The organism is Pseudoalteromonas sp. CnMc7-15 (genome assembly GCF_022347925.1).
GTDB classification, from domain to species: domain Bacteria; phylum Pseudomonadota; class Gammaproteobacteria; order Enterobacterales; family Alteromonadaceae; genus Pseudoalteromonas; species Pseudoalteromonas ruthenica.
This window is the reverse complement of the sequence record NZ_JAKRFT010000007.1, coordinates 155,255-176,279: the sequence shown is the minus strand read 5'-3', so window position 1 is coordinate 176,279 and position 21,025 is coordinate 155,255. Positions and strand designations below refer to the sequence as shown.

The 21,025-nt window shown below is 44.8% G+C and carries 20 protein-coding genes; 16 read left to right on the top strand and 4 right to left on the bottom strand.

From position 1 onward, the window contains the following. Nucleotides 1–20: 20 nt before the first annotated feature. The 4 genes from gyrB to dnaA are packed head-to-tail and all read right to left on the bottom strand — an operon-like array spanning nucleotide 21 to nucleotide 6,059. The gene (gene gyrB / locus MHM95_RS17180; protein ID WP_138548730.1) at nucleotides 21–2,438 is read right to left on the bottom strand and encodes a DNA topoisomerase (ATP-hydrolyzing) subunit B; all 2,418 of its coding nucleotides are present in this window, start codon (nucleotides 2,436–2,438) and stop codon (nucleotides 21–23) included. Nucleotides 2,439–2,449: 11 nt separating this feature from the next. Then, nucleotides 2,450–3,541: a DNA replication/repair protein RecF gene (gene recF / locus MHM95_RS17175; RefSeq protein ID WP_138507914.1), complete on the bottom strand. Its 1,092-nt coding sequence runs from the start codon at nucleotides 3,539–3,541 to the stop codon at nucleotides 2,450–2,452. A 3-nt stretch (nucleotides 3,542–3,544) separates the two neighbouring features. Next, a complete protein-coding gene (gene dnaN / locus MHM95_RS17170; RefSeq protein WP_022944872.1) occupies nucleotides 3,545–4,648 on the bottom strand; it encodes a DNA polymerase III subunit beta in 1,104 nt (367 codons plus the stop codon). 10 nt (nucleotides 4,649–4,658) lie between these two features. Next, nucleotides 4,659–6,059 (bottom strand): chromosomal replication initiator protein DnaA, encoded by a 1,401-nt coding sequence (dnaA, locus tag MHM95_RS17165; protein ID WP_239385879.1) that lies wholly within the window; start codon nucleotides 6,057–6,059, stop codon nucleotides 4,659–4,661. A gap of 569 nt (nucleotides 6,060–6,628) precedes the next feature. On the opposite strand from dnaA, the gene rpmH reads away from it, so the two are divergent. The 16 genes from rpmH (at nucleotide 6,629) to atpA (ending at nucleotide 20,985) form a co-directional block, all read left to right on the top strand. Then, nucleotides 6,629–6,763: a 50S ribosomal protein L34 gene (gene rpmH / locus MHM95_RS17160; protein WP_045980711.1), complete on the top strand. Its 135-nt coding sequence runs from the start codon at nucleotides 6,629–6,631 to the stop codon at nucleotides 6,761–6,763. 3 nt (nucleotides 6,764–6,766) lie between these two features. After that, complete coding sequence (gene rnpA / locus MHM95_RS17155; protein WP_022944874.1) at nucleotides 6,767–7,192, top strand: ribonuclease P protein component; 426 nt, start codon at nucleotides 6,767–6,769, stop codon at nucleotides 7,190–7,192. Nucleotides 7,193–7,285: 93 nt separating this feature from the next. Further along, on the top strand, nucleotides 7,286–7,537 hold the full coding sequence (yidD, locus tag MHM95_RS17150; RefSeq protein WP_082079318.1) for a membrane protein insertion efficiency factor YidD: 252 nt from the start codon (nucleotides 7,286–7,288) through the stop codon (nucleotides 7,535–7,537). Between the two features lie 27 nt (nucleotides 7,538–7,564). Beyond that, nucleotides 7,565–9,190: a membrane protein insertase YidC gene (gene yidC / locus MHM95_RS17145; protein ID WP_138548734.1), complete on the top strand. Its 1,626-nt coding sequence runs from the start codon at nucleotides 7,565–7,567 to the stop codon at nucleotides 9,188–9,190. 105 nt (nucleotides 9,191–9,295) lie between these two features. Beyond that, nucleotides 9,296–10,660: a tRNA uridine-5-carboxymethylaminomethyl(34) synthesis GTPase MnmE gene (gene mnmE / locus MHM95_RS17140; RefSeq protein WP_239385878.1), complete on the top strand. Its 1,365-nt coding sequence runs from the start codon at nucleotides 9,296–9,298 to the stop codon at nucleotides 10,658–10,660. An 896-nt stretch (nucleotides 10,661–11,556) separates the two neighbouring features. Further along, a complete protein-coding gene (gene mioC / locus MHM95_RS17135; RefSeq protein ID WP_151173673.1) occupies nucleotides 11,557–11,994 on the top strand; it encodes an FMN-binding protein MioC in 438 nt (145 codons plus the stop codon). Between the two features lie 410 nt (nucleotides 11,995–12,404). After that, nucleotides 12,405–14,294, top strand: coding sequence for a tRNA uridine-5-carboxymethylaminomethyl(34) synthesis enzyme MnmG (gene mnmG / locus MHM95_RS17130; RefSeq protein WP_239385877.1), 1,890 nt, complete (start codon nucleotides 12,405–12,407; stop codon nucleotides 14,292–14,294). 15 nt (nucleotides 14,295–14,309) lie between these two features. Further along, nucleotides 14,310–14,930 (top strand): 16S rRNA (guanine(527)-N(7))-methyltransferase RsmG, encoded by a 621-nt coding sequence (gene rsmG, locus MHM95_RS17125; protein ID WP_239385876.1) that lies wholly within the window; start codon nucleotides 14,310–14,312, stop codon nucleotides 14,928–14,930. 16 nt (nucleotides 14,931–14,946) lie between these two features. Further along, nucleotides 14,947–15,732, top strand: a complete 786-nt coding sequence (locus MHM95_RS17120; protein ID WP_239385875.1) for a ParA family protein — start codon at nucleotides 14,947–14,949, stop codon at nucleotides 15,730–15,732. A gap of 20 nt (nucleotides 15,733–15,752) precedes the next feature. Beyond that, nucleotides 15,753–16,673 carry a ParB/RepB/Spo0J family partition protein gene (locus tag MHM95_RS17115; RefSeq protein ID WP_239385874.1) on the top strand — a complete coding sequence of 307 codons (921 nt, stop codon included), beginning with the start codon at nucleotides 15,753–15,755 and terminating at the stop codon, nucleotides 16,671–16,673. 145 nt (nucleotides 16,674–16,818) lie between these two features. Then, the gene (locus MHM95_RS17110) at nucleotides 16,819–17,199 is read left to right on the top strand and encodes an ATP synthase subunit I (RefSeq protein WP_045979460.1); all 381 of its coding nucleotides are present in this window, start codon (nucleotides 16,819–16,821) and stop codon (nucleotides 17,197–17,199) included. Between the two features lie 15 nt (nucleotides 17,200–17,214). Next, nucleotides 17,215–18,072 (top strand): F0F1 ATP synthase subunit A, encoded by an 858-nt coding sequence (gene atpB / locus MHM95_RS17105; protein ID WP_022944884.1) that lies wholly within the window; start codon nucleotides 17,215–17,217, stop codon nucleotides 18,070–18,072. A gap of 57 nt (nucleotides 18,073–18,129) precedes the next feature. After that, the gene (gene atpE, locus MHM95_RS17100) at nucleotides 18,130–18,363 is read left to right on the top strand and encodes a F0F1 ATP synthase subunit C (protein ID WP_022944885.1); all 234 of its coding nucleotides are present in this window, start codon (nucleotides 18,130–18,132) and stop codon (nucleotides 18,361–18,363) included. Between the two features lie 45 nt (nucleotides 18,364–18,408). After that, nucleotides 18,409–18,879 carry a F0F1 ATP synthase subunit B gene (gene atpF / locus MHM95_RS17095; RefSeq protein ID WP_022944886.1) on the top strand — a complete coding sequence of 157 codons (471 nt, stop codon included), beginning with the start codon at nucleotides 18,409–18,411 and terminating at the stop codon, nucleotides 18,877–18,879. A gap of 16 nt (nucleotides 18,880–18,895) precedes the next feature. Next, a complete protein-coding gene (atpH, locus tag MHM95_RS17090) occupies nucleotides 18,896–19,429 on the top strand; it encodes a F0F1 ATP synthase subunit delta (RefSeq protein WP_022944887.1) in 534 nt (177 codons plus the stop codon). Between the two features lie 14 nt (nucleotides 19,430–19,443). Beyond that, nucleotides 19,444–20,985: a F0F1 ATP synthase subunit alpha gene (gene atpA, locus MHM95_RS17085; RefSeq protein ID WP_022944888.1), complete on the top strand. Its 1,542-nt coding sequence runs from the start codon at nucleotides 19,444–19,446 to the stop codon at nucleotides 20,983–20,985. The last annotated feature ends 40 nt before the right edge of the window (nucleotides 20,986–21,025 follow it).

Genomic DNA, 21,025 nt, shown 5'->3' with positions numbered 1-21,025 from the left:
TACGTTATTAAGCTGTATTTCTACACATCTAGATTCACAACACGAAGTGCGTTTTGCTCGATAAAGTCACGGCGCGGCTCTACTTGGTCACCCATTAGAGTTGCGAACAATTGGTCTGCCGCTATGGCGTCTTCAATGGTCACTTTAAGCATACGGCGAGCACTAGGATCCATTGTCGTTTCCCACAGCTGGTCAGGGTTCATTTCACCCAGTCCTTTGTAGCGTTGGGTGTATAGGCCACGCTTAGAATCGGTAATTAACCACTCTAGTGCTTCAACAAAGCTGCTCACTGGCTGCGTTTTCTCCCCGCGTTGAACATAAGCGCCTTCTTGCATCAGGTCTGTAATTTTCTCACCTGTAACACTAATACGCTGATAGTCTTTGGAGGTTAAGAAATCGTGGTTCAGTACATAGACTTTATCAACCCCGTGCTGACGAATATTGATCAGCGGATAATAGAGTTTACGCTCTTCGTCGAATTGCGTGTGTGCGCTGAAAATAGCCGCATCTTCATCCTTAGCAATTAAATCTTCTACCAGTGTTTTCGTCCATGCTAACACTTTCTCTTCATTATCAAGCTCAGACTCACTAATACGAGGTTGGTAGATTAAGCTGTTCATCATTGAAGATGGGTACTTTCTCGCTAAACGTTCAATAACTTTTTCGGTACTCTGATAATCGCGAACTAGGTTTTCTAGCGCGTTATCTTGAATGGCACTTGCTCCCTCACTGGTATACAGTGCGGCACCGTTTAGTGCGAGAGAAGTTAAGTACTCAACGAGTGCATTATCATCTTTGATGTACCGCTCTTGCTTACCTTTTTTAATTTTGTACAGCGGTGGTTGAGCAATATAGACATAACCACGCTCAATAATTTCTGGCATTTGACGATAAAAGAAAGTCAGTAGCAGAGTACGGATGTGCGAGCCATCTACGTCAGCATCGGTCATGATAATGATACGGTGATAGCGAAGCTTTTCAGGGTCGTATTCATCACGGCCGATACCACAACCTAACGCCGTAATGAGCGTAGCCACCTCTTGCGAGCTAAGCATTTTATCAAAACGGGCTTTTTCAACGTTTAGGATTTTACCCTTTAGTGGCAAGATAGCTTGGTTTTTACGGTTACGCCCCTGCTTAGCAGAGCCACCCGCTGAGTCACCCTCCACTATGTAAAGTTCAGATTCCGCAGGGTCTTTCTCTTGGCAATCAGCGAGCTTACCTGGAAGGCCAGCTAAATCCATGGCTCCTTTACGACGCGTCATTTCACGTGCTTTACGCGCTGCTTCACGCGCACGTGCGGCGTCAATTATTTTACTGACAACGACCTTCGCATCACTGGGATTCTCAAGTAAGAATTCACCTAACTTTTCGGCCATCGCTTGCTCAACAGCAGATTTCACTTCGCTGGAAACAAGTTTATCTTTGGTCTGCGATGAGAACTTAGGATCTGGCACTTTAACGCTAACAACTGCGGTTAAACCTTCACGGGCATCATCGCCACTGGTCGACGCATTGGCTTTTTTGTTAAGGCCTTCTTTTTCCATATAACCATTCAATGTACGGGTAAGCGCTGCACGGAAACCGGCTAAGTGCGTTCCACCATCACGTTGAGGAATATTATTGGTAAAGCAGAAAATACTTTCTTGGAAGCCATCGTTCCACTGCATCGATACTTCAACGCTGATGCCATCTTCACGCTCATGGGTGAAGTGGAAAACATTTTGATGAACTGGTGTTTTCTTGCGGTTCAAGTATTCAACGAAAGCTTGTATACCACCTTCATATTTAAAGTGGTCGCGCTTATCTTCCTCGCGCTCATCGGTCAAGATGATAGATACGCCAGAGTTCAGGAATGATAATTCACGTAAGCGCTTAGCTAAAATATCGTAATGGAAGTTAATATCGCTGAATGTTTCTGAGCTCGGCCAGAAGCGAATTTCTGTGCCTGAGGTTTCCGAATCGCCAATCACTGAAAGCGGCGCATCTGGCTCACCCATGGTGTAGGTTTGCTTATGTAATTTACCTTCGCGGCGAATTTCTAGCGCTAGCTTTTCTGATAATGCGTTAACAACCGAAACACCTACACCATGCAGACCACCGGATACCTTGTATGAGTTATCATCAAATTTACCACCGGCGTGTAGTACGGTCATGATAACCTCAGCCGCTGAGACTCCTTCCTCTTCATGGATTTCAGTTGGGATACCACGACCATTGTCGCGAACTGATACTGAGCCATCGGTATGGATAGTTACGAAGATGTCGTCACAGTATCCTGCTAATGCCTCATCGATTGAGTTATCGACGACCTCGAAAACCATATGGTGTAAACCGGTGCCATCATCGGTATCACCAATGTACATTCCTGGCCGTTTTCGTACTGCATCTAATCCTTTCAGTACTTTAATACTTGATGAATCGTAATTTTCAGACATGGTGTTTCCATTTATCTTGTTATTAGTTTGCCATGTTTCACGTGGAACAAAGCCTCAGTTCTATCCAAAGCTTCTAACACGGCAGAGACACTTTCGGACTCAATTGTCGTTATAAATATTTGCGCTTGGCAATGGGATAATAATTGGCCCACCTTGCGCTTTGTATCTTCACTGAGCTCCGAGGGTAAGTCGTCTATTAGCAACAGTGACTGCTTCCCGGTCTCTTTTTCAATTAAGCTATTTTGCGCTACTTTAAGCGCATATAAAAGCAGTTTTAGCTGTCCTCTTGAAAAGACATGCTCTGCTGCACCCACATCGGTTTTTATCGTTATATCCGCCTTGTGGGGCCCTCTCGATGTATATCCACGTGCAAGGTCGCGTTCGAGGTTTTCTGACAGTACATCAGCGAGTGAATCTGACTGTTTCCACCCGCAATGGAACTCGATTTTCAGGCCTTGCATCAATTCAAGTTCAGCACACAGTCTATCAAAAAAATGCGCTTTAAACCTCTCAATATAAGATTCTCTTAGCGCGGTAATATGCTGCGCCAAACGGACAAATTCTTTGTCCCATACAGCAAGTTGAAGCTTGATATCTCGAGGTCTTTGCTTGAGTAAAGCATTACGTTGCTTAAGTATACGGTTAAAGTTTTGCCACGCATTTAAAAACTCATGTTCCACGTGGAACACACCCAAATCAATAAATGCCCGTCGCTCCTTCGGTCCTCCAAAGAAGAAAGAGTAACTTTCAGGTGTGATAACTTGCACAGGCAATACCTGAGCTAAATCTGATATACGTCGGCTTGCTTTTCCCTGAATACGGACTTGGGTCTCACCCTGTACATTTTTACTTATCCCCATTGGGATAGTGAGATTATTACTGTGCTTTTTTGCGTGCAGAGTAAATTTTTGCGCCCCATGACGAATCACGTTGCGATACTTGTTGGTACGAAAAGAACGTCCATGGGAAAGGAAGTATATGGCTTCGAGAAAACTAGTCTTGCCGCTGCCATTCTCCCCGTAGATGATATTTATGTCTTGGGGAGATAAAGAAACAGCCTCAACATTTCGAAAATCATTGAGGCTGAGAGAAGTAATGCTCATTATCTATAGACGCATAGGCATAACAACGTAGAGCGCTTCACTATCACCTGTCGCTTCCATCAGCGCACTACTATTCGAATCGGCAAGCGTAATTGTAACGTCTTCAGTTTTTACCGTGTTTAGAACATCCAGCAAATAAGAAACATTAAATCCGATTTCTAACTCATCACCTTGATACATAACCTCGACAACTTCTTCGGCCTGTTCTTGCTCTGGGTTATTGGCACTGACTTTTAATAAGCCATTACTCAAATTTAAGCGCACACCACGAAACTTTTCGTTAGACAAGATAGACACTCGGTGCAGAGCATTGCGTAGCCACTCCCGATTTGCAGTGATAATCTTGTCACCCCCACGAGGTAAAACGCGGCGATAATCAGGGAAGCGCCCATCAACTAATTTACTAGTAAATGTAAATTCTGCGTCGCTAATTCGAATATGATTAGCACCAAACTGAATAGTCACAGGATTATCATCTGCCGGCATTAACCGCATGATTTCTTGCACGCCCTTGCGTGGCACTATAAGTTGGCGCTGCGAATTAAGCGATTGAGGTAATTTTTTAAACGCTAATGCGAGGCGGTGGCCATCAGTGGCAACGGTTTTTATTTCATCATTCTCTAATTCAAATGACATACCATTAAGGTAATAACGAACATCCTGATTCGCCATGGAAAAATGGGTGTTCTCGAGTAGCTTTCTCAGCTCCATACGGCTTAGCTGGAACTCAACCTCACCATCCCACTGTTCTAAATTAGGAAAGTCTTCGGCCGCCAACGACAACAGCGCAAAACGGCTTTTACCACTGGTCAGTACCACCTGATGCTCTTGCGAGTTTAAATTGATGTCACTGCCATCAGGCAAACTTTTACAGATATCTAAGAGCTTTTTAGCTGGCAAAGTAATCTTGGTGTCGGCAGTGGGCTTCTCCAAAGTGACCGAGGCAACAAGCTCTATCTCAAGGTCTGTCCCAGTCATATAAAGTTGACCATCACGCACCTCTAGCAATACATTTGAAAGAATTGGCAGGGTATGTTTTCTCTCAATAGCACCAGACACTTGCATGAGTGGTTTTAAAAACTGATCTCTAGCGATAGTAATTTGCATAAGGCTGACCTTAAGATGACAAAGTTCTTATTAGATTTTGATAGTCTTCTTTCACTTCGTGATTTTCTTCACGCAGTGATTTAACCTTGCGGCATGCATGCAGCACGGTTGTGTGATCACGCCCACCAAAGGCATCGCCTATTTCTGGCAGGCTGTGATTGGTTAATTCTTTAGATAGCGCCATGGCCACTTGTCGTGGACGAGCTACAGAGCGGCTGCGGCGTTTAGATAGTAAATCTGATACGCGAATTCGATAATACTCTGCCACTGTGCGTTGAATATTATCGATAGTCACCAACTTATCTTGCAAAGCGAGTAGATCGCGCAATGCTTCTTTAACAAAGTCGATTGAAATTGGTCGTCCAGTAAAGTTTGCGTTAGCGATGACCCGGTTAAGTGCGCCTTCCAACTCACGCACATTTGAGCGCAGTTTCTTCGCAATAAAGAAGGCCACTTCATGGGGTAAATTAATCTTACTTTGCTGCGCTTTTTTCATCAAAATAGCGACCCGAGTTTCTAACTCCGGTGGCTCAATCGCAATAGTTAAGCCCCAGCCAAAACGTGATTTAAGACGGTCTTCAACGCCTTCTATTTCTTTTGGGTATCTATCAGAAGTCAGAATAATTTGCTGATTACCTTCTAACAGCGCATTAAAGGTATGAAAGAACTCTTCTTGAGAGCGCTCTTTATTAGCAAAAAACTGAATATCATCAATAAGTAAGGCATCAACACTGCGGTAATAGCGCTTGAACTCTTCAATGGCATTATTTTGCAGCGCTTTGACCATATCTTGCACGAAGCGCTCGGAATGCATATAAACGATTTTAGCGTTTTCTTTTTTAGCTAAAATACCATTACCCACGGCATGCAGTAAGTGCGTCTTACCCAAGCCTGTACCACCATAAATGAAGACAGGGTTAAATGCTGAACCTGGGTTATCGGCCACCTGTGTGGCTGCTGCTTTAGCTAATTGGTTTGACTTACCTTCAACAAAATTGTCAAAGGTATAATTTTCTTTGATATTCGATTTGTACTGTGACTTGGGCGCCGGTTCTACGGCGGCAGGTGCCTGCGCACTTTGGGTGACCGCTGGAGCGCTGCTAGCACTCGCTGCCTGGATATTATTCGTATTGCTACTGGGGGCGGGCGTGTTACCGTTGAGTATCGGTTTGCTGCCCACGTCAAAGCGCAATTCAGGAGCTTCGTCACCGCATATTTCAACTAATAGTTCATTGATCCGATTAAGGTACTTTTCGCGAACCCAATCAAGCACAAAACGGTTAGGCGCATAAATAGTTAAAGTGTCGTCTGTACTTTCAGCTTGGAGCGGGCGCACCCACATACTAAATTGTTGCGACGGTAGTTCATCCTGCAACACATATAAACAACTTTGCCAAACTGACAGATACACAGTGTACTCCCGAAATTAGGTTTGTATTATTGATACCCGTACATCACGGGTGAAGGTTGTCGTTGCTTGTCTTCCCTGAATCTGCGCCTTGGTGCGATCCGGCTGTCCATTATGACGCCTATTTATCCACAACTTCAATATTGATTTTTTTAGAAATTATGCTCCCTGCGCAAAATTTACATAAGATATTGTTTTTATTTAATATAAATTTTAAAAATAGAAGTTAGGCAGACCATTAATTAGGGTTTGATCGTATTCAATTTTTAAGATCAATTAAGGTTATTAAGTGGATTTATGCACTTTTTAAACAGAGCCTGTGGAAAACTTCAATTAATCACCGATCTTTTTAGGATCGCTTGCCGATCTGAGCACAATTTTTTCGCTCCCCTACTCCTATAGCACTGTTATTTTCATTGACTTTGACCAAGACTATCTATAGAATTCCGCGCTCGCTAAGGCACCGCTTATTGTCCGGTGTAAATCACTTGGCTTTGTGCAGTGTCTGCGTCTGTGTGAGGATCGCGACCCACACAGTTAATTTAAACCTTAACCGATCGGATGGAATTGTTATGAAAAGAACTTTTCAACCTAGCGTACTTAAGCGCAAGCGTACTCACGGTTTCCGTGCTCGCATGGCGTCAGCAAATGGCCGTAAAGTACTAGCACGTCGTCGTGCTAAAGGCCGCAAAGTACTTTCTGCTTAATTAGTGGAAGACTTTCGCTTTGGCAGGGAGTTACGACTGTTAACTCCCTCGCATTATTCCCGCATTTTTAACGAGCCCGCTCGGGCAGCAACCGCCCTATTCACATTATTAGCTAAACCAAACGACTTAGATAATCCTCGCATTGGTTTAACCGTAGCTAAAAAAAATGTGAAGCAAGCCAACCAACGCAACCGCATTAAGCGTATCGCCCGTGAGAGTTTTCGTCTCAATCAACATCAGTTAGATAACATTGATATTGTGCTTATGGTTAAGCGCGGTATTGATGAGCGTTCTAATGCCGAGATTCGTGCTGAACTTGATAAGTTATGGCGAAAAATCAATGAGCGTTGTAAACCAGGATACAAGCCACCACCCAGACGTCATGGCAAAAAGCGTCCTAATGGGCAGCAAAAGCGCCAGCAATCATAGAATTTAGCGTCTTTTTCAGGTATCTTTAGCTCACCTTTTAATCGACACTCACTGAGTATTCACAATCACTCTGCTCAGTACTGAGGCTTACCTATGATCGCCCATATTTTGGCCATACCAAAACACAGCCTCATTATTGTAATTAGAGGTTATCAAAAGTGGATAAGCCCCCTACTTGGGCCCAGTTGTCGCTTTAATCCGAGCTGCTCTTCGTATGCTCTGCAAGCTATAAAAATGCACGGAGCAATAAAAGGCAGTTGGTTGGCAACGAAACGAATAGTAAAATGCCATCCTTTACATGCTGGTGGGGATGACCCCGTACCCAGCAAACGTAACCATCATTAATCTAAACGACGAGAAATAAGAGCTGTTATGGAATCGCAACGCACGTTTTTAATAATCGGCCTGTTGTTGGTGTCGTTTTTATTATTCCAAGAGTGGAATAATGACTACAACCAACCGCAGCAGCCTAGTGCCCAAACGCAACAAAAGACGCAAAGCCAGCAGGCCGGTCAGTCAGATGTACCGCAATCAGACGTTGATAATTCCCTTACTGCCACTGCTGTGGACCGTAAAATTATCGAAGTGACTACCGATGTATTTGCCGTAAAAATTGATACCTTGGGCGGTGACATCATCGAAACTAAGTTGCTTAAGCACGCTGAAACCCATGGCAGCGATACTCCTTACCTATTATTGGGGGAGTTTGATGGCAATCAGTACTTCTCACAAAGTGGCTTAATTGGTTTAAATGGTCCTGATGCGCAGGCCGAACGCCCAGTGTATGACTCTGAGAAGCTACAATATACTCTCAATGGCGATACCTTAACGGTGCCACTGACTTTCGTTGATGACCAAGGCGTTCGCTTTACTAAAACTTACACCTTTAAACAGGGTCAGTACGATGTAGCGATGGACTACAACGTAGAAAATACCACCGCAGCGCCACTGCAAGTGCAGTTGTTTGCACAAGTTAAGCGTACAGTGCAAGAAAAAGGCAGTTTAATTGATCAAAGCTACCTTGGTGGTGCTTACGGTACAGACGAGATAAATTATGAAAAATACTCGTTCTCTGATATTGAAGACAAACAATTAAATAAAACCACCCAAGGCGGCTATATCGCTTTTCTTCAGCACTACTTTGTCAGTGCCTGGGTACCAAACCAAGAGCAACAAAACACCGTCTATATGCGCCTTATCACGCCTTCAGTTGCGCAAATTGGTGTAAAGTCAGAGCCAATTACGGTGGCAGCCAATAGCACAGCGGACATCAGCGCCACTTACTATATGGGCCCTAAAGACACTGATGCCCTTGAAGCCATTCACCCTAACCTTGATTTGGCTGTTGACTATGGCTGGCTGTGGTTCATTTCACAACCGTTGCTCACCCTACTTAAGTTCCTTTACAGCTTCTTAGGTAACTGGGGTCTGGCTATTATCGCCATCACTATTGTCGTGAAGTCATTACTCTTCCCATTAACGAAAGCACAGTACACCTCTATGGCGAAGATGCGTGCCCTGCAACCGAAAATGCAAGCACTGAAAGAGCGCTACGGTGATGACCGCCAGAAGTTCGGTCAGGCCATGATGGAAATGTACAAGAAGGAAAAAGTAAACCCGATGGGTGGCTGTTTCCCGCTGTTACTGCAAATGCCTATCTTCTTGGCGCTGTTCTATGTATTCCTAGAATCGCCAGAACTACGTCATGCTGAGTTCGGCCTATGGCTAACTGACCTGTCATCAAAAGACCCTTACTACGTACTGCCTATCTTGTTCGGTGCGAGTATGTTCTTGATGCAAAAACTACAGCCAATGACGGTTACCGACCCGATGCAACAAAAGATGATGACCTGGATGCCAGTAATCTTCTCGGTTTTCTTCTTATGGTTCCCATCAGGTCTGGTTCTATACTGGCTCGTGTCTAACCTTATCTCCATTGCGCAAATGCTGATTATTTATCGCGGTATGGAGAAAAAAGGCATGAAAGTACGCGGTTAATAACCCGCTATTGAAGCTAAAAAAAGCGGCCTAAGAGCCGCTTTTTTATTGTTTATAACAACATTAGGTTACAATACATCTATTCAGGCTTTATCGAGTAATTCTATGCTTTCACAAGATACAATCGTTGCTCAAGCCACCGCGCCAGGTCGTGGTGGTGTGGGTATTATTCGTGTTTCTGGCAGCCATGCAAAGCTGGTCGCAGAGCGCATTTTAGGACGCTGCCCACGTACCCGCTACGCCGAATACCTGCCTTTTAATGACCTGCAGCAACAACAGTTAGACCAGGGCATAGCGCTGTTCTTTCAAGGCCCAAACTCTTTCACCGGCGAAGACGTGCTAGAACTACAAGGCCATGGCGGCCCTGTGATTCTCGACATGTTGTTAAAAGAGATTAGCCAACTTGAGGGTGTACGCTTGGCCAAGCCTGGTGAGTTCTCGGAGCGGGCTTTTCTCAATGATAAGCTTGATTTAACCCAAGCAGAAGCAATTGCCGATTTAATTAATGCAACCTCAGAACAAGCGGCTAAAAGTGCCCTGCACTCACTACAAGGCGAGTTTTCAAAACATATTGAAGAGCTGGTGGAGCAAGTTATTCACTTGCGCATGTATGTGGAAGCGGCTATTGACTTCCCTGATGAAGAAATCGATTTTCTTAGTGATGGTAAGGTTGGCAACGACTTGCAAGCCATTCTCGATAAGGTCGCGGCAGTTAGCAAACAAGCGAAGCAAGGCAGCATTATTCGTGATGGTATGCGCGTGGTCATTGCTGGTCGCCCTAATGCCGGTAAATCAAGCTTGCTTAACGCCCTTGCTGGGCGTGATGCCGCCATTGTCACCGATATCGCAGGCACCACTCGTGATGTATTAAAAGAGCATATCCATATCGATGGGATGCCTTTGCATATTATTGATACCGCAGGACTACGTGAAAGCCCAGATAAGGTCGAGCAAATAGGAATAGAACGCGCTTGGGAAGAAATCAACCAAGCCGATCGCGTGCTGTTTATGGTTGATGCCACGGAGACGGATGCCACCACTCCAGAGCAAATTTGGCCAGAGTTTACCGCTAAGCTGCCCGCCAATATGGGCATTACCGTGATCAGGAATAAGGTCGATCTCAGTGGCGAGCAACCGGGGTTTGACGACCACCCTACTCATCCGGTTATTCGCCTCAGCGCCAAACAGGCACAAGGCATTGACCATGTGCGAGAGCACCTTAAATCATGCATTGGCTTTGAGGGCACCCAAGAAGGCAGCTTTATGGCTCGCCGCCGTCATTTAGATGCATTAGAGCGAGCGCAGCAGCACTTGTATACCGGTCAAGAGCAACTTGAAGCCCATGTTGCCGGGGAGATCTTGGCAGAAGAGCTGCGTTTAACCCAGCAGTATTTAAGCGAGATCACCGGCGAATTCACCTCTGACGATCTGCTCGGCAAGATCTTCAGCTCCTTTTGTATCGGTAAATAGATTAATAAAGTCTAGCGAGCCCATCTTTGTGTGGGCTTTTTTCAGCTCCCTCTCTGTAACTCAACACTCCAAATCATCAGAAAAGCAAAGCTCGGCTCACCTAATAGTCAACAACTCAATCCAAAAATGACAGCTATCAGGGCAAAACGAACACATAAGTGAGCTCGTCACTCCCTAATTTATTGGCATAAAACAACGCTAAACTAGCGTTAAATAAGATCTCACCGATGCTAGGTGCCCACAGCAACAACAATAGTGATGATGCATATTGGCGGCAAAATCGGCGCTATTTTGTGTGAATATTAGCTACCAGCGACTCGTTACTAAGCAATTTTTATAGCGATCAATTAAAAACTGACATGCCTATCTGCACCAAAAAACGTGATTAACAGTGAAAAGATCTGTCACACATAGCTAGTTTGGGTAGCAGTCATTCATGCGTTTTAACATTAGCAAAGCATTTGAGGCTGGAGACTTGGCACATTAAGGGCATCAGATCCAAAAATACGGGCACTCACAAAAGAAATGAAGCCAATAAATAGAAAATTTATAGAAGTATTGGATCTATTAAATGAGTTTTATAGATCCAAAAATACGCCGAGATAATCTCTATTGATCATTATCCACAAGCAAAGCATACACACCCATGCAATTTTTCTTTATCAGTAGAAAACAGTGTGAAATTACTCAGTTATGATGAACGGGTATGGCTTTTTAACCTAAGCTTATCGACTTTTTATCAACAGCTTTAAAAATTAAAAACTCTATATTTATCATAACTATATATTCATTTTAAACAGCTGTTGATGTTCAGAACTACACACAGGGATTAAGATCAATTGAGCCTAACCACAGATCAGGTATCATGGGCGCAACAACATTTAGGCGTAGTAACAATGAGCCAGCTCGAAATTATTATTGGTAGTCAAATGGGCGGCACTGAATATGTGGCCGAACAGTTAAGTGACTTAATGGAAGATCAAGGCATAAGCTGTACTTTACATGAGCAACCTGATCTTAAGGATATGAAAATGGAGGCTGCGTGGTTGATTTGCACATCAACCCATGGCGCTGGCGACTATCCTGATAATTTGCAGCCTTTTGTTGAAGATCTCAATGGCCTCACTAATCTCGACAATATTCGCTTTGCGATCATTGGCATAGGAGATTCTAGTTACGATACCTATAACTATGCAGCCAAAAACATCGAGCAGTTGTTGCTATCAAAACAAGCTCAGCCACTCTTACCTCGCTTGGAGATAGATGTTCTTAGCGAAGATCTACCTGAAGATACGGCTGAACGGTGGTTACCAGAACTATTAAAACACTTGTAAGAAAACGATCTTACTAAAAAGTTATGCACATATTTATTGTTTTTTCGATCGGTATGTGGATAAAAGCTTGGTATCTTGCGATCTTAACCATGATTATACACTTGATAAGATCGAAGCGAATCTTGCCTGTGTATAAAAGGGCATTTTGATCAGATGTTCTCCCCTACTAGATCCGATCATACTCACAATAACTTAGATCGCTTAATTTGTTGTTAATCATACGTTTTATAGGGTTATCAACAGAAAAGTAGGATCCTAGTAGTAAGATCAATAAAAGATCTCTTTAAAAGATCCTTTTATATATAAGATCTCTTTACCTTGAGTGAACATTATTTAACCATTTCCCTTAAGCTAATTTCTAGGTAGAATACGCCTCCTCTTAATATTTCACTGGTTGTAGGAAGCATTAAATGATTTTTCATGAGCACTTTGATGTCATTGTCGTTGGCGGCGGTCACGCTGGTACAGAAGCCGCTTTGGCCTCTGCACGAATGGGCATGAATACGCTATTGCTAACGCATAATATGGACACCTTAGGGCAAATGTCATGCAACCCTGCAATCGGTGGGATCGGCAAAGGCCATTTGGTGAAAGAGATCGATGCCCTTGGCGGTGCCATGGCGAAAGCGATCGACAAAGGCGGGATCCAATTTCGAACATTAAACTCATCGAAGGGCCCTGCTGTACGTGCAACTCGTGCCCAAGCTGATAGAGCGTTGTACAAAGCGGAAATACAAGCGATTCTGCAGCGCCAAGAAAACTTAAAGATCTTCCAGCAATCCTGTGATGATCTGATTGTAGAGGGTGATAAAGTTACAGGTGTTGTCACCCAGATGGGATTGAAGTTCAGTGCGCCATCCGTGGTACTCACCGTAGGAACCTTTTTAGGTGGCCAAATCCATATTGGCTTAGAAAACTTTAAAGGTGGCCGCGCTGGGGATCCGCCTTCAATTGCGTTAGCACAGCGCTTACGTGAATTACCTTTTCGCGTTGATCGTCTAAAAACAGGCACGCCTCCACGAATTGATGCTCGCACCGTCGACTTCAGCAAAATGCAAACACAACCTGGTGATACGCCTACACCTGTGTTTTCGTTTATGGGTAAGGTGGAAGATCATCCGCAGCAGATCCCTTGCTATATCACCTACACAAACGACAAAACGCACGAGATTATCAATGAGAATCTGCACCGATCGCCTATGTATTCAGGCGTGATTGAGGGGATCGGTCCGCGTTACTGCCCATCGATTGAAGATAAAATAGTTCGTTTTGCCGATAAAGATAAGCACCAGATCTTTGTTGAACCAGAAGGGTTAACCTCTTATGAGCTATACCCAAATGGTATCTCCACGAGTTTGCCATTTGACGTGCAGATGCAAATAGTCAACAGCATCGCTGGATTTGAGCAAGCCCACATCTGTCGCCCTGGTTATGCCATTGAGTATGACTTTTTCGACCCTCGGGATCTTAAGCCGTCATTAGAAACGAAGTTTATTCAAGGGCTTTTCTTTGCTGGGCAAATAAACGGCACCACAGGCTATGAAGAAGCCGGAGCACAAGGGCTTATTGCAGGTATGAATGCCGCGTTGCAAGTACAAGGCAAAGAAGCTTGGACTCCACGACGTGATGAAGCATACACAGGGGTATTAATTGATGACTTAGCCACGCTAGGTACCAAAGAGCCCTATCGCATGTTTACTTCACGTGCCGAATACCGATTACTACTTCGCGAAGATAATGCTGACTTGCGCCTTACCGAGAAAGGCCGAGAACTGGGTTTGGTTGATGACCAGCGTTGGGCTGCCTTTAATGAAAAATTAGAAGTGATGGAACAGGAAACACAGCGTATTCGTTCCACTTGGATCCATAAAGATCACCCAGCACAGGACGCAGTGAATGCGTTATTAAAATCACCGATGACCCGTGAAGCCAGTTTAGAAGAGTTGATCCGTCGCCCTGAGATCAATTATCGCGATCTTACCGCTATCGAAGGTTTAGCGAGTGAGTCAGACAACCAGCAAGCACTTGAACAAGTAGCGATTCAAACAAAGTATGCTGGGTACATTGCTCGCCAACAAGACGAGATCGCAAAGCAGTTGCGCCATGAGCAAACTATTTTGCCAACGGAGTTTGATTACAGCCAAGTATCAGGCTTATCAAATGAGGTTGTTGCCAAGCTGAGCGAAGCTCGCCCGGACACCATTGGCCAAGCATCGCGTATTTCTGGTATTACTCCAGCGGCGATTTCGCTATTATTGGTGTATCTGAAAAAGCAGGGCATGTTACGCAAGTCAGCGTAACCACATAACACATCCATGTTAGAAAAAAAATTTACGCAGTTATTGGCCGCAGCCAATATCTCTCTAAGCGAGCAACAAATTAATCAGTTGCTCGCTTATGTTGCTTTATTAAACAAGTGGAACAAAGCATACAATTTAACGTCTGTTCGCGACCCTAATGAGATGCTGGTAAAGCATATTATGGATAGTTTGGTGGTAGCTGAACATTTAGGGGGTAAATACTACATTGATGTTGGCACCGGCCCAGGTTTACCGGGTATGGTGTTAGCCATTGCCCTACCGGACACCGAATTTGTACTACTGGATAGCCTTGGCAAGCGTGTGACTTTTCTTAAGCAAGTAAAACATGAGCTTGGCCTAAAAAATGTAACCGCCGTACAGAGTCGAGTTGAAGATTATCAGCCAAGTGTTAAATTAGATGGAGTGCTTTCTCGTGCCTTTGCCTCTATTGATGATATGTTGCATTGGTGCGCACATTTAATTGATCAAGATGGACGTTTTATAGCTTTGAAAGGCCAATATCCTGAGCAGGAACTCGCCAACCTCCCTGCTGGATTTTCGTTTACCCAGGACATTGAGTTATCAGTTCCAGAGCTTCAGGGCGAACGTCATCTTATAATTCTAAAAAAAGCTTAATTGGCAGAGGATCACCGTGGCTAAAGTCATTGCAATTGCAAACCAAAAAGGAGGCGTGGGTAAAACCACCACAGCCGTGAATTTGGCGGCCTCTATGGCTGCGACCAAGCGCAAAGTTTTACTTATCGATCTCGATCCTCAAGGCAATGCGACCATGGGTAGCGGCGTTGATAAGTACGATGATGTCGCCACTATTTATGACTTACTCATTGAAGAGCAACCTTTTGATGACGTTGTCATCCAGCAAACCTCGGGTGAGTATCATTTAGTTGCTGCCAATGGCGATGTGACTGCCGCTGAAGTTAAGCTTATGGAATTGTTCGCACGCGAAGTGCGCCTGCGCAACGCGTTGGAGAAAATTCTTGAGCAATATGATTATATCTTCATCGATTGCCCACCCTCACTGAACATGCTGACCGTCAATGCCATGGCCGCCGCTGATTCGGTACTCGTGCCTATGCAGTGTGAGTACTATGCCCTTGAGGGAATTACAGCGCTGATGGGAACCATCGAGCAATTGGCGCAGTTAGTGAACCCTAAATTACAGATTGAAGGCATCTTGCGAACCATGTACGATCCGCGCAACCGCCTTGCCAATGATGTTTCTGAGCAATTGAAACAGCACTTTGGCGATAAGGTCTACCGAACCGTTATTCCGCGCAATGTTCGTCTCGCAGAAGCCCCTAGCTTTGGTGCGCCGGCCATGTATTATGACCGAGCCTCTGCAGGCGCCAAAGCCTACCTTGCCTTGGCCGGTGAAATACTGCGCAGAAAAGAAAAACAAACACCTGCAGTCGCCTAAACGTAGAGGTAAGCCAACCAATGTCTGCTAAAAAACGTGGATTAGGACGGGGTCTAGACGCCCTACTGACGTCATCTAAGCCAGCTCCTGGCCCAGCGCCAAGCGCAGATGCACCTGTTGAAGAACACTCACAAGCGCAAGCGAATGCGCAAAGTGGTGAGTTGCAAAAGTTAGCGATCGAATTTTTACGTCCTGGAAAGTATCAGCCGCGAAAAGATATGTCGGAGGAAGCGTTAGAAGAACTTGCTTCCTCCATTCGTGCACAAGGTATTATTCAGCCCATCGTCGTGCGCCAAGTTGCACCTGACAGCTATGAAATCATCGCCGGTGAACGCCGTTGGCGCGCCGCCCAGTTAGCTAAACTTGATGTGGTGCCTTGCCTTATCAAGGCAGTTCCGGATGAAGCAGCAGTTGCTATTGCGTTGATTGAAAACATTCAACGTGAAGATTTAAATGCTATGGAAGAAGCCATCGCTTTAGGTCGACTGATTGATGAATTTGAGTTAACGCACCAGCAAGTGGCTGATGCCGTTGGCAAATCGCGCACCACTGTCACTAACTTATTACGACTCAATAACCTTAACGATGATGTTAAAATCATGTTAGAGCATGGCGATATTGAAATGGGTCATGCTCGGTGTTTATTAGCGTTGAGTGGTGAGTTGCAGTCTGAAGCGGCACGCACTGCCGTAGCTAAAGCGCTAACCGTGCGTGAAACCGAAAAATTCGTGCGTTCTATTCTAGAGCCCGTAGAAAAGCCGCAGAAGAAAGAAAAAGATCCAGATGTCATACAGTTAGAGCAAAAGCTCGAAGATAATCTCGGCGCTAAGGTAGAAATTAACTACAACCAAAAAGGTAAAGGTAAGTTGGTTATTTCTTATACAAATCTCGAAGAGTTAGACGGAATTCTTCACCGTATTGACCCACAGTTTAAAGATTAGTCGCTAAGGCGCTCTCACCCCCGTTTCGCGGGGGTGAAATTCCCCCAAATCGCACTGACTCAAGTTGCAAATCAGCCAAAAACAAGTATAATTTCGCCAGTTTTCACACCCTAATAAAATTTAACGTTATTAAGGTTAATAAAAAGTGACGCAAAGGTTAGCAGGCCCGTATCGCCGCGCCGCATTTAAGGGCGTTCTTTTTCAGGGTGTCGTAGCAACAATCGCTGCAGTAATAGTTTTAGTAGGTTGGGGAGTAGAAGCCGGTCTCTCAGCATGGCTTGGAGGCTTGACTGTTGTACTCCCTAATTTTGTATTTGCCGCTTATGCATTTAGATATATGGGCGCAAGCAAATCAGAACAAGTCCTAAGCTCGTTGAAACGAGGAAAGGCGTTAAAGTTTTTGCTCACTGTGTGTATGTTCGTACTGGCTTTTAAACATTTTTTATTGCTTCCAGTACCCTTTTTCAGCGCTTATGTGTTGATATTTGCCACACAGTGGATAGCACCGATTTTTTTTAATCATTAACTTTTGGGATAAAACATGGCTGCAGAAGAAGTGACTCTATCGAGCCATATTCAGCACCACTTGACCAATGCAAAGATGTGCTCAACCGATGCCGGTATTGAGTTCAACAAAGCATGTGCGGACAGTGGCTTCTGGACATGGCATGTAGATACCCTCGCATGGTCAATCGGATTAGGTCTTATATTCTTATGGATCTTCCGTGGCGCCGCTAAAAAAGCACACACAGGTGTACCTGGTAAGTTTCAATGTTTCATTGAGATGATTGTTGAGTTTGTTGGTGACAACGTACGCGACACTTACCACGGTAAAAGTAAGTTAATTGCCCCCCTTGCCTTAACGATTTTCGTTTGGGTATTCCTAATGAACCTTATGGATTTGATCCCGGTTGATTTCCTTCCTGCATTTGCAGGCTGGGTGGGCGAAACAGCATTTGGTATGGACTCTCATGACGTATACATGAAAATCGTACCAACCACTGACTTGAACATGACTGCAGGTCTTGCCATTGGCGTATTCTTGCTAATGATTGGTTACTCAATTCGCATTAAAGGCATCGGTGGTTTCCTTGCTGAGTTAACGCTGCACCCGTTTAGCACTAAGAACAAACTAGCAATGGTGTTCTTAATTCCATGTAACTTGCTGTTAGAGCTAATTTCATTGATTGCTAAGCCGTTTTCATTGGCACTGCGTTTGTTCGGTAACCTGTATGCAGGTGAGATGATCTTCATCCTTATCGGCGCTGTGGGTTTAATGCAGTTACCACTGCACTTTGTATGGGCGGTATTCCATATCTTGGTTATCGTACTACAGGCATTCGTATTTATGATGCTGACCATTGTTTATCTAAGCATGGCTAGCTCAGACAACCACTAATAAACTGATTTATTAACTTTTATTTTTTAATTTACTTTAAAAACTTTGGAGAAAAAAATGGAACTAGTATTAGGTCTTAAGTATATCGCTGTTGCTCTACTTATCGGCTTCGGTGCAATCGGTACTGCAGTTGGTTTCGGTAACATGGGTGGTAAATTCCTAGAAGCGTGTGCGCGTCAGCCTGAGCTTGCACCTTCACTACAGGTTAAAATGTTCATCCTTGCTGGTCTTATCGATGCCGTAGCTATGATCGGTGTTGGTATCTCTATGTACATGTTGTTCGCACTTTAATTCACTAGTAGCTCTTAGAACAACTGTCAATAAGGAGGAGCGGTCGTGAATATTAACGCCACTCTTATCGGTGAATTAATCGCATTTACGGTGTTCGTGCTGTTCTGTATGAAGTACGTATGGCCACCGCTAAATAGTGCGATTGAAGCTCGCCAAAAGAAAATTGAAGATGGTTTAGCTGCTTCTGATAAAGCTGAGAAAGACTTGGAACTGGCTCGTCAAAAAGCCACGGAACAGTTAAAAGAAGCGAAAGCTCAAGCTGCTGAAATCATCGAGCAAGCTAAAAAGCGTGCCTCGCTTATTGTTGACGAAGAGACAACTCGTGGTCAGCAAGAGCGTGAAAACATCATAGCTCAAGGTCACTCTGAGATTGAAGCAGAGCGTAACCGTGTGAAAGAAGATTTACGTAAGCAAGTTGCTACTCTAGCAGTAGTCGGTGCTGAGCGTATTCTTGAGCGCGAGATCGACCAAGCCGCACACAGCGACATCGTTGAAAAACTTGTCGCAGAGCTTTAACTAGGAGGGTATGAGCATGTCTGAATTGACTACCATCGCTCGCCCATACGCTAAAGCGGCTTTTGAGCTTGCCGTTGAGAAAAACGCGGTTGCCCAATGGCATGAAATGCTGCACTTCGCTGGCCAAGTGGCCAGCGATGAGCAGGTTAATGCAGTCATTGGCAGCCTGCCGTCTGTGTCTGACCAAGCCGATGTAATCATCAAGGTTTGTGCTGACCAACTCAACGAACAGGGTCAAAATCTTATCAAGCTAATGGCCGAAAATGAACGTTTAGCCGCCCTGCCTGACGTTGCCGAACTATTTGCCGAGTTTAAGGCTGAGTTCGACAAAGAAATCGAAGTCACAGTGATTTCTGCAACGGAGCTTGCTGCAGCGCAGCAAGAGAAACTAGGCGCGGCACTCGAACAACGTTTCGCACGCAAAGTTAAGCTGAATTGTAGTGTTGATGCCTCCGTCGTTGGCGGGTTGGTAATTCGTGCCGGTGACACCGTAATCGACGGGTCTATACGCGGCCAAGTTGACCGCTTAGCGGCCACACTACAATCGTAATTGGGAAAAAGAGCATGCAACTTAATTCCACAGAAATTTCTGCGCTGATCAAGCAACGCATTGAGCAGTTTGAAGTTGTAAGTGAAGCACGTAACGAAGGTACTATCGTATCTGTTACTGACGGTATCATCCGCATCCACGGTCTAGCTGACTGTATGCAAGGTGAGATGATCGAGCTTCCTGGCAACCGTTATGCTATCGCATTGAACCTTGAGCGTGACTCAGTAGGTGCAGTAGTTATGGGTCCTTACGCTGACCTTAAAGAAGGCGTAAAAGTTAAATCAACAGGTCGTATTCTTGAAGTACCAGTCGGTAATGGTCTTCTAGGTCGTGTAGTAAACACCCTAGGTCAGCCTATCGATGGTAAAGGTGCACTGGACAGCGAAGGTTTCGAGCCAATCGAAAAAATCGCCCCAGGTGTAATCGACCGTCAATCAGTAGATGAGCCAGTTCAAACTGGTTATAAGTCTATCGATGCCATGATTCCAGTTGGTCGCGGCCAGCGTGAATTGGTTATCGGTGACCGTCAAACTGGTAAAACTGCATTAGCAATCGACGCTATCATCAACCAAAAAGACACAGGCATTAAGTGTGTGTACGTAGCGGTTGGTCAAAAAGCATCGACTATTGCTAACGTAGTACGTAAATTAGAAGAGCACGGTGCCCTAGAAAACACGATTGTTGTTGTTGCATCGGCTTCTGAATCTGCAGCCCTACAGTACCTAGCTCCGTTTGCTGGTTGTACTATGGGTGAATTCTTCCGTGACCGTGGTGAAGACGCGCTTATCGTATACGATGACCTGTCTAAGCAAGCGGTAGCGTATCGTCAGATTTCACTTCTACTTAAGCGTCCACCGGGCCGTGAAGCATACCCAGGTGACGTTTTCTACCTTCACTCACGTCTTCTAGAGCGTGCAGCACGTGTAAACGCTGACTACGTTGAGAAGTTCACCAATGGTGAAGTGAAAGGTCAAACAGGTTCATTGACGGCATTGCCAATCATTGAAACTCAAGGTGGTGACGTTTCTGCCTTCGTACCAACCAACGTGATTTCAATCACCGATGGTCAGATCTTCTTGGAAACTGACTTGTTTAACTCAGGTATTCGTCCTGCGGTTAACGCCGGTATTTCTGTATCGCGTGTAGGTGGTGCTGCGCAAACTAAGATCGTTAAGAAACTAGGTGGTGGTATCCGTCTAGCGCTTGCTCAGTATCGTGAACTTGCGGCGTTCTCGCAGTTCGCTTCTGACCTTGACGAAGCAACACGTGCTCAACTTGAGCATGGTGAGCGCGTAACCGAGCTAATGAAGCAGAAACAGTACACGCCAATGTCTGTTGCGGAAATGTCTCTATCACTTTTCGCTGCTGAAAAAGGCTTCCTTGCTGACATCGAAGTAAGCAAAATCATGGACTTCGAAGCAAGCCTAATCGGCTTCGCTAAAAGCGAGTACGCAGAGCTAATGGCGCAAATCAATGAAACTGGTAACTACAACGCCGAGATTGAAGCACAGTTGAAAGAACTTCTTGAGAAGTTCAAGTCAACGCAAACTTGGTAATTTAGTTATCTAAGGTGAGTGCATTGCGCTCACCGAGATT

Coding starts and splice junctions, on each gene's coding strand:
- gyrB (WP_138548730.1), bottom strand. CDS start 2,438: ATGTCTGAAAATTACGATTCATCAAGTATTAAAGTACTGAAAGGATTA.
- recF (WP_138507914.1), bottom strand. CDS start 3,541: ATGAGCATTACTTCTCTCAGCCTCAATGATTTTCGAAATGTTGAGGCT.
- dnaN (WP_022944872.1), bottom strand. CDS start 4,648: ATGCAAATTACTATCGCTAGAGATCAGTTTTTAAAACCACTCATGCAA.
- rpmH (WP_045980711.1), top strand. CDS start 6,629: ATGAAAAGAACTTTTCAACCTAGCGTACTTAAGCGCAAGCGTACTCAC.
- yidD (WP_082079318.1), top strand. CDS start 7,286: ATGATCGCCCATATTTTGGCCATACCAAAACACAGCCTCATTATTGTA.
- yidC (WP_138548734.1), top strand. CDS start 7,565: ATGGAATCGCAACGCACGTTTTTAATAATCGGCCTGTTGTTGGTGTCG.
- mnmE (WP_239385878.1), top strand. CDS start 9,296: ATGCTTTCACAAGATACAATCGTTGCTCAAGCCACCGCGCCAGGTCGT.
- mioC (WP_151173673.1), top strand. CDS start 11,557: ATGAGCCAGCTCGAAATTATTATTGGTAGTCAAATGGGCGGCACTGAA.
- mnmG (WP_239385877.1), top strand. CDS start 12,405: ATGATTTTTCATGAGCACTTTGATGTCATTGTCGTTGGCGGCGGTCAC.
- rsmG (WP_239385876.1), top strand. CDS start 14,310: ATGTTAGAAAAAAAATTTACGCAGTTATTGGCCGCAGCCAATATCTCT.
- MHM95_RS17115 (WP_239385874.1), top strand. CDS start 15,753: ATGTCTGCTAAAAAACGTGGATTAGGACGGGGTCTAGACGCCCTACTG.
- atpB (WP_022944884.1), top strand. CDS start 17,215: ATGGCTGCAGAAGAAGTGACTCTATCGAGCCATATTCAGCACCACTTG.
- atpE (WP_022944885.1), top strand. CDS start 18,130: ATGGAACTAGTATTAGGTCTTAAGTATATCGCTGTTGCTCTACTTATC.
- atpH (WP_022944887.1), top strand. CDS start 18,896: ATGTCTGAATTGACTACCATCGCTCGCCCATACGCTAAAGCGGCTTTT.
- atpA (WP_022944888.1), top strand. CDS start 19,444: ATGCAACTTAATTCCACAGAAATTTCTGCGCTGATCAAGCAACGCATT.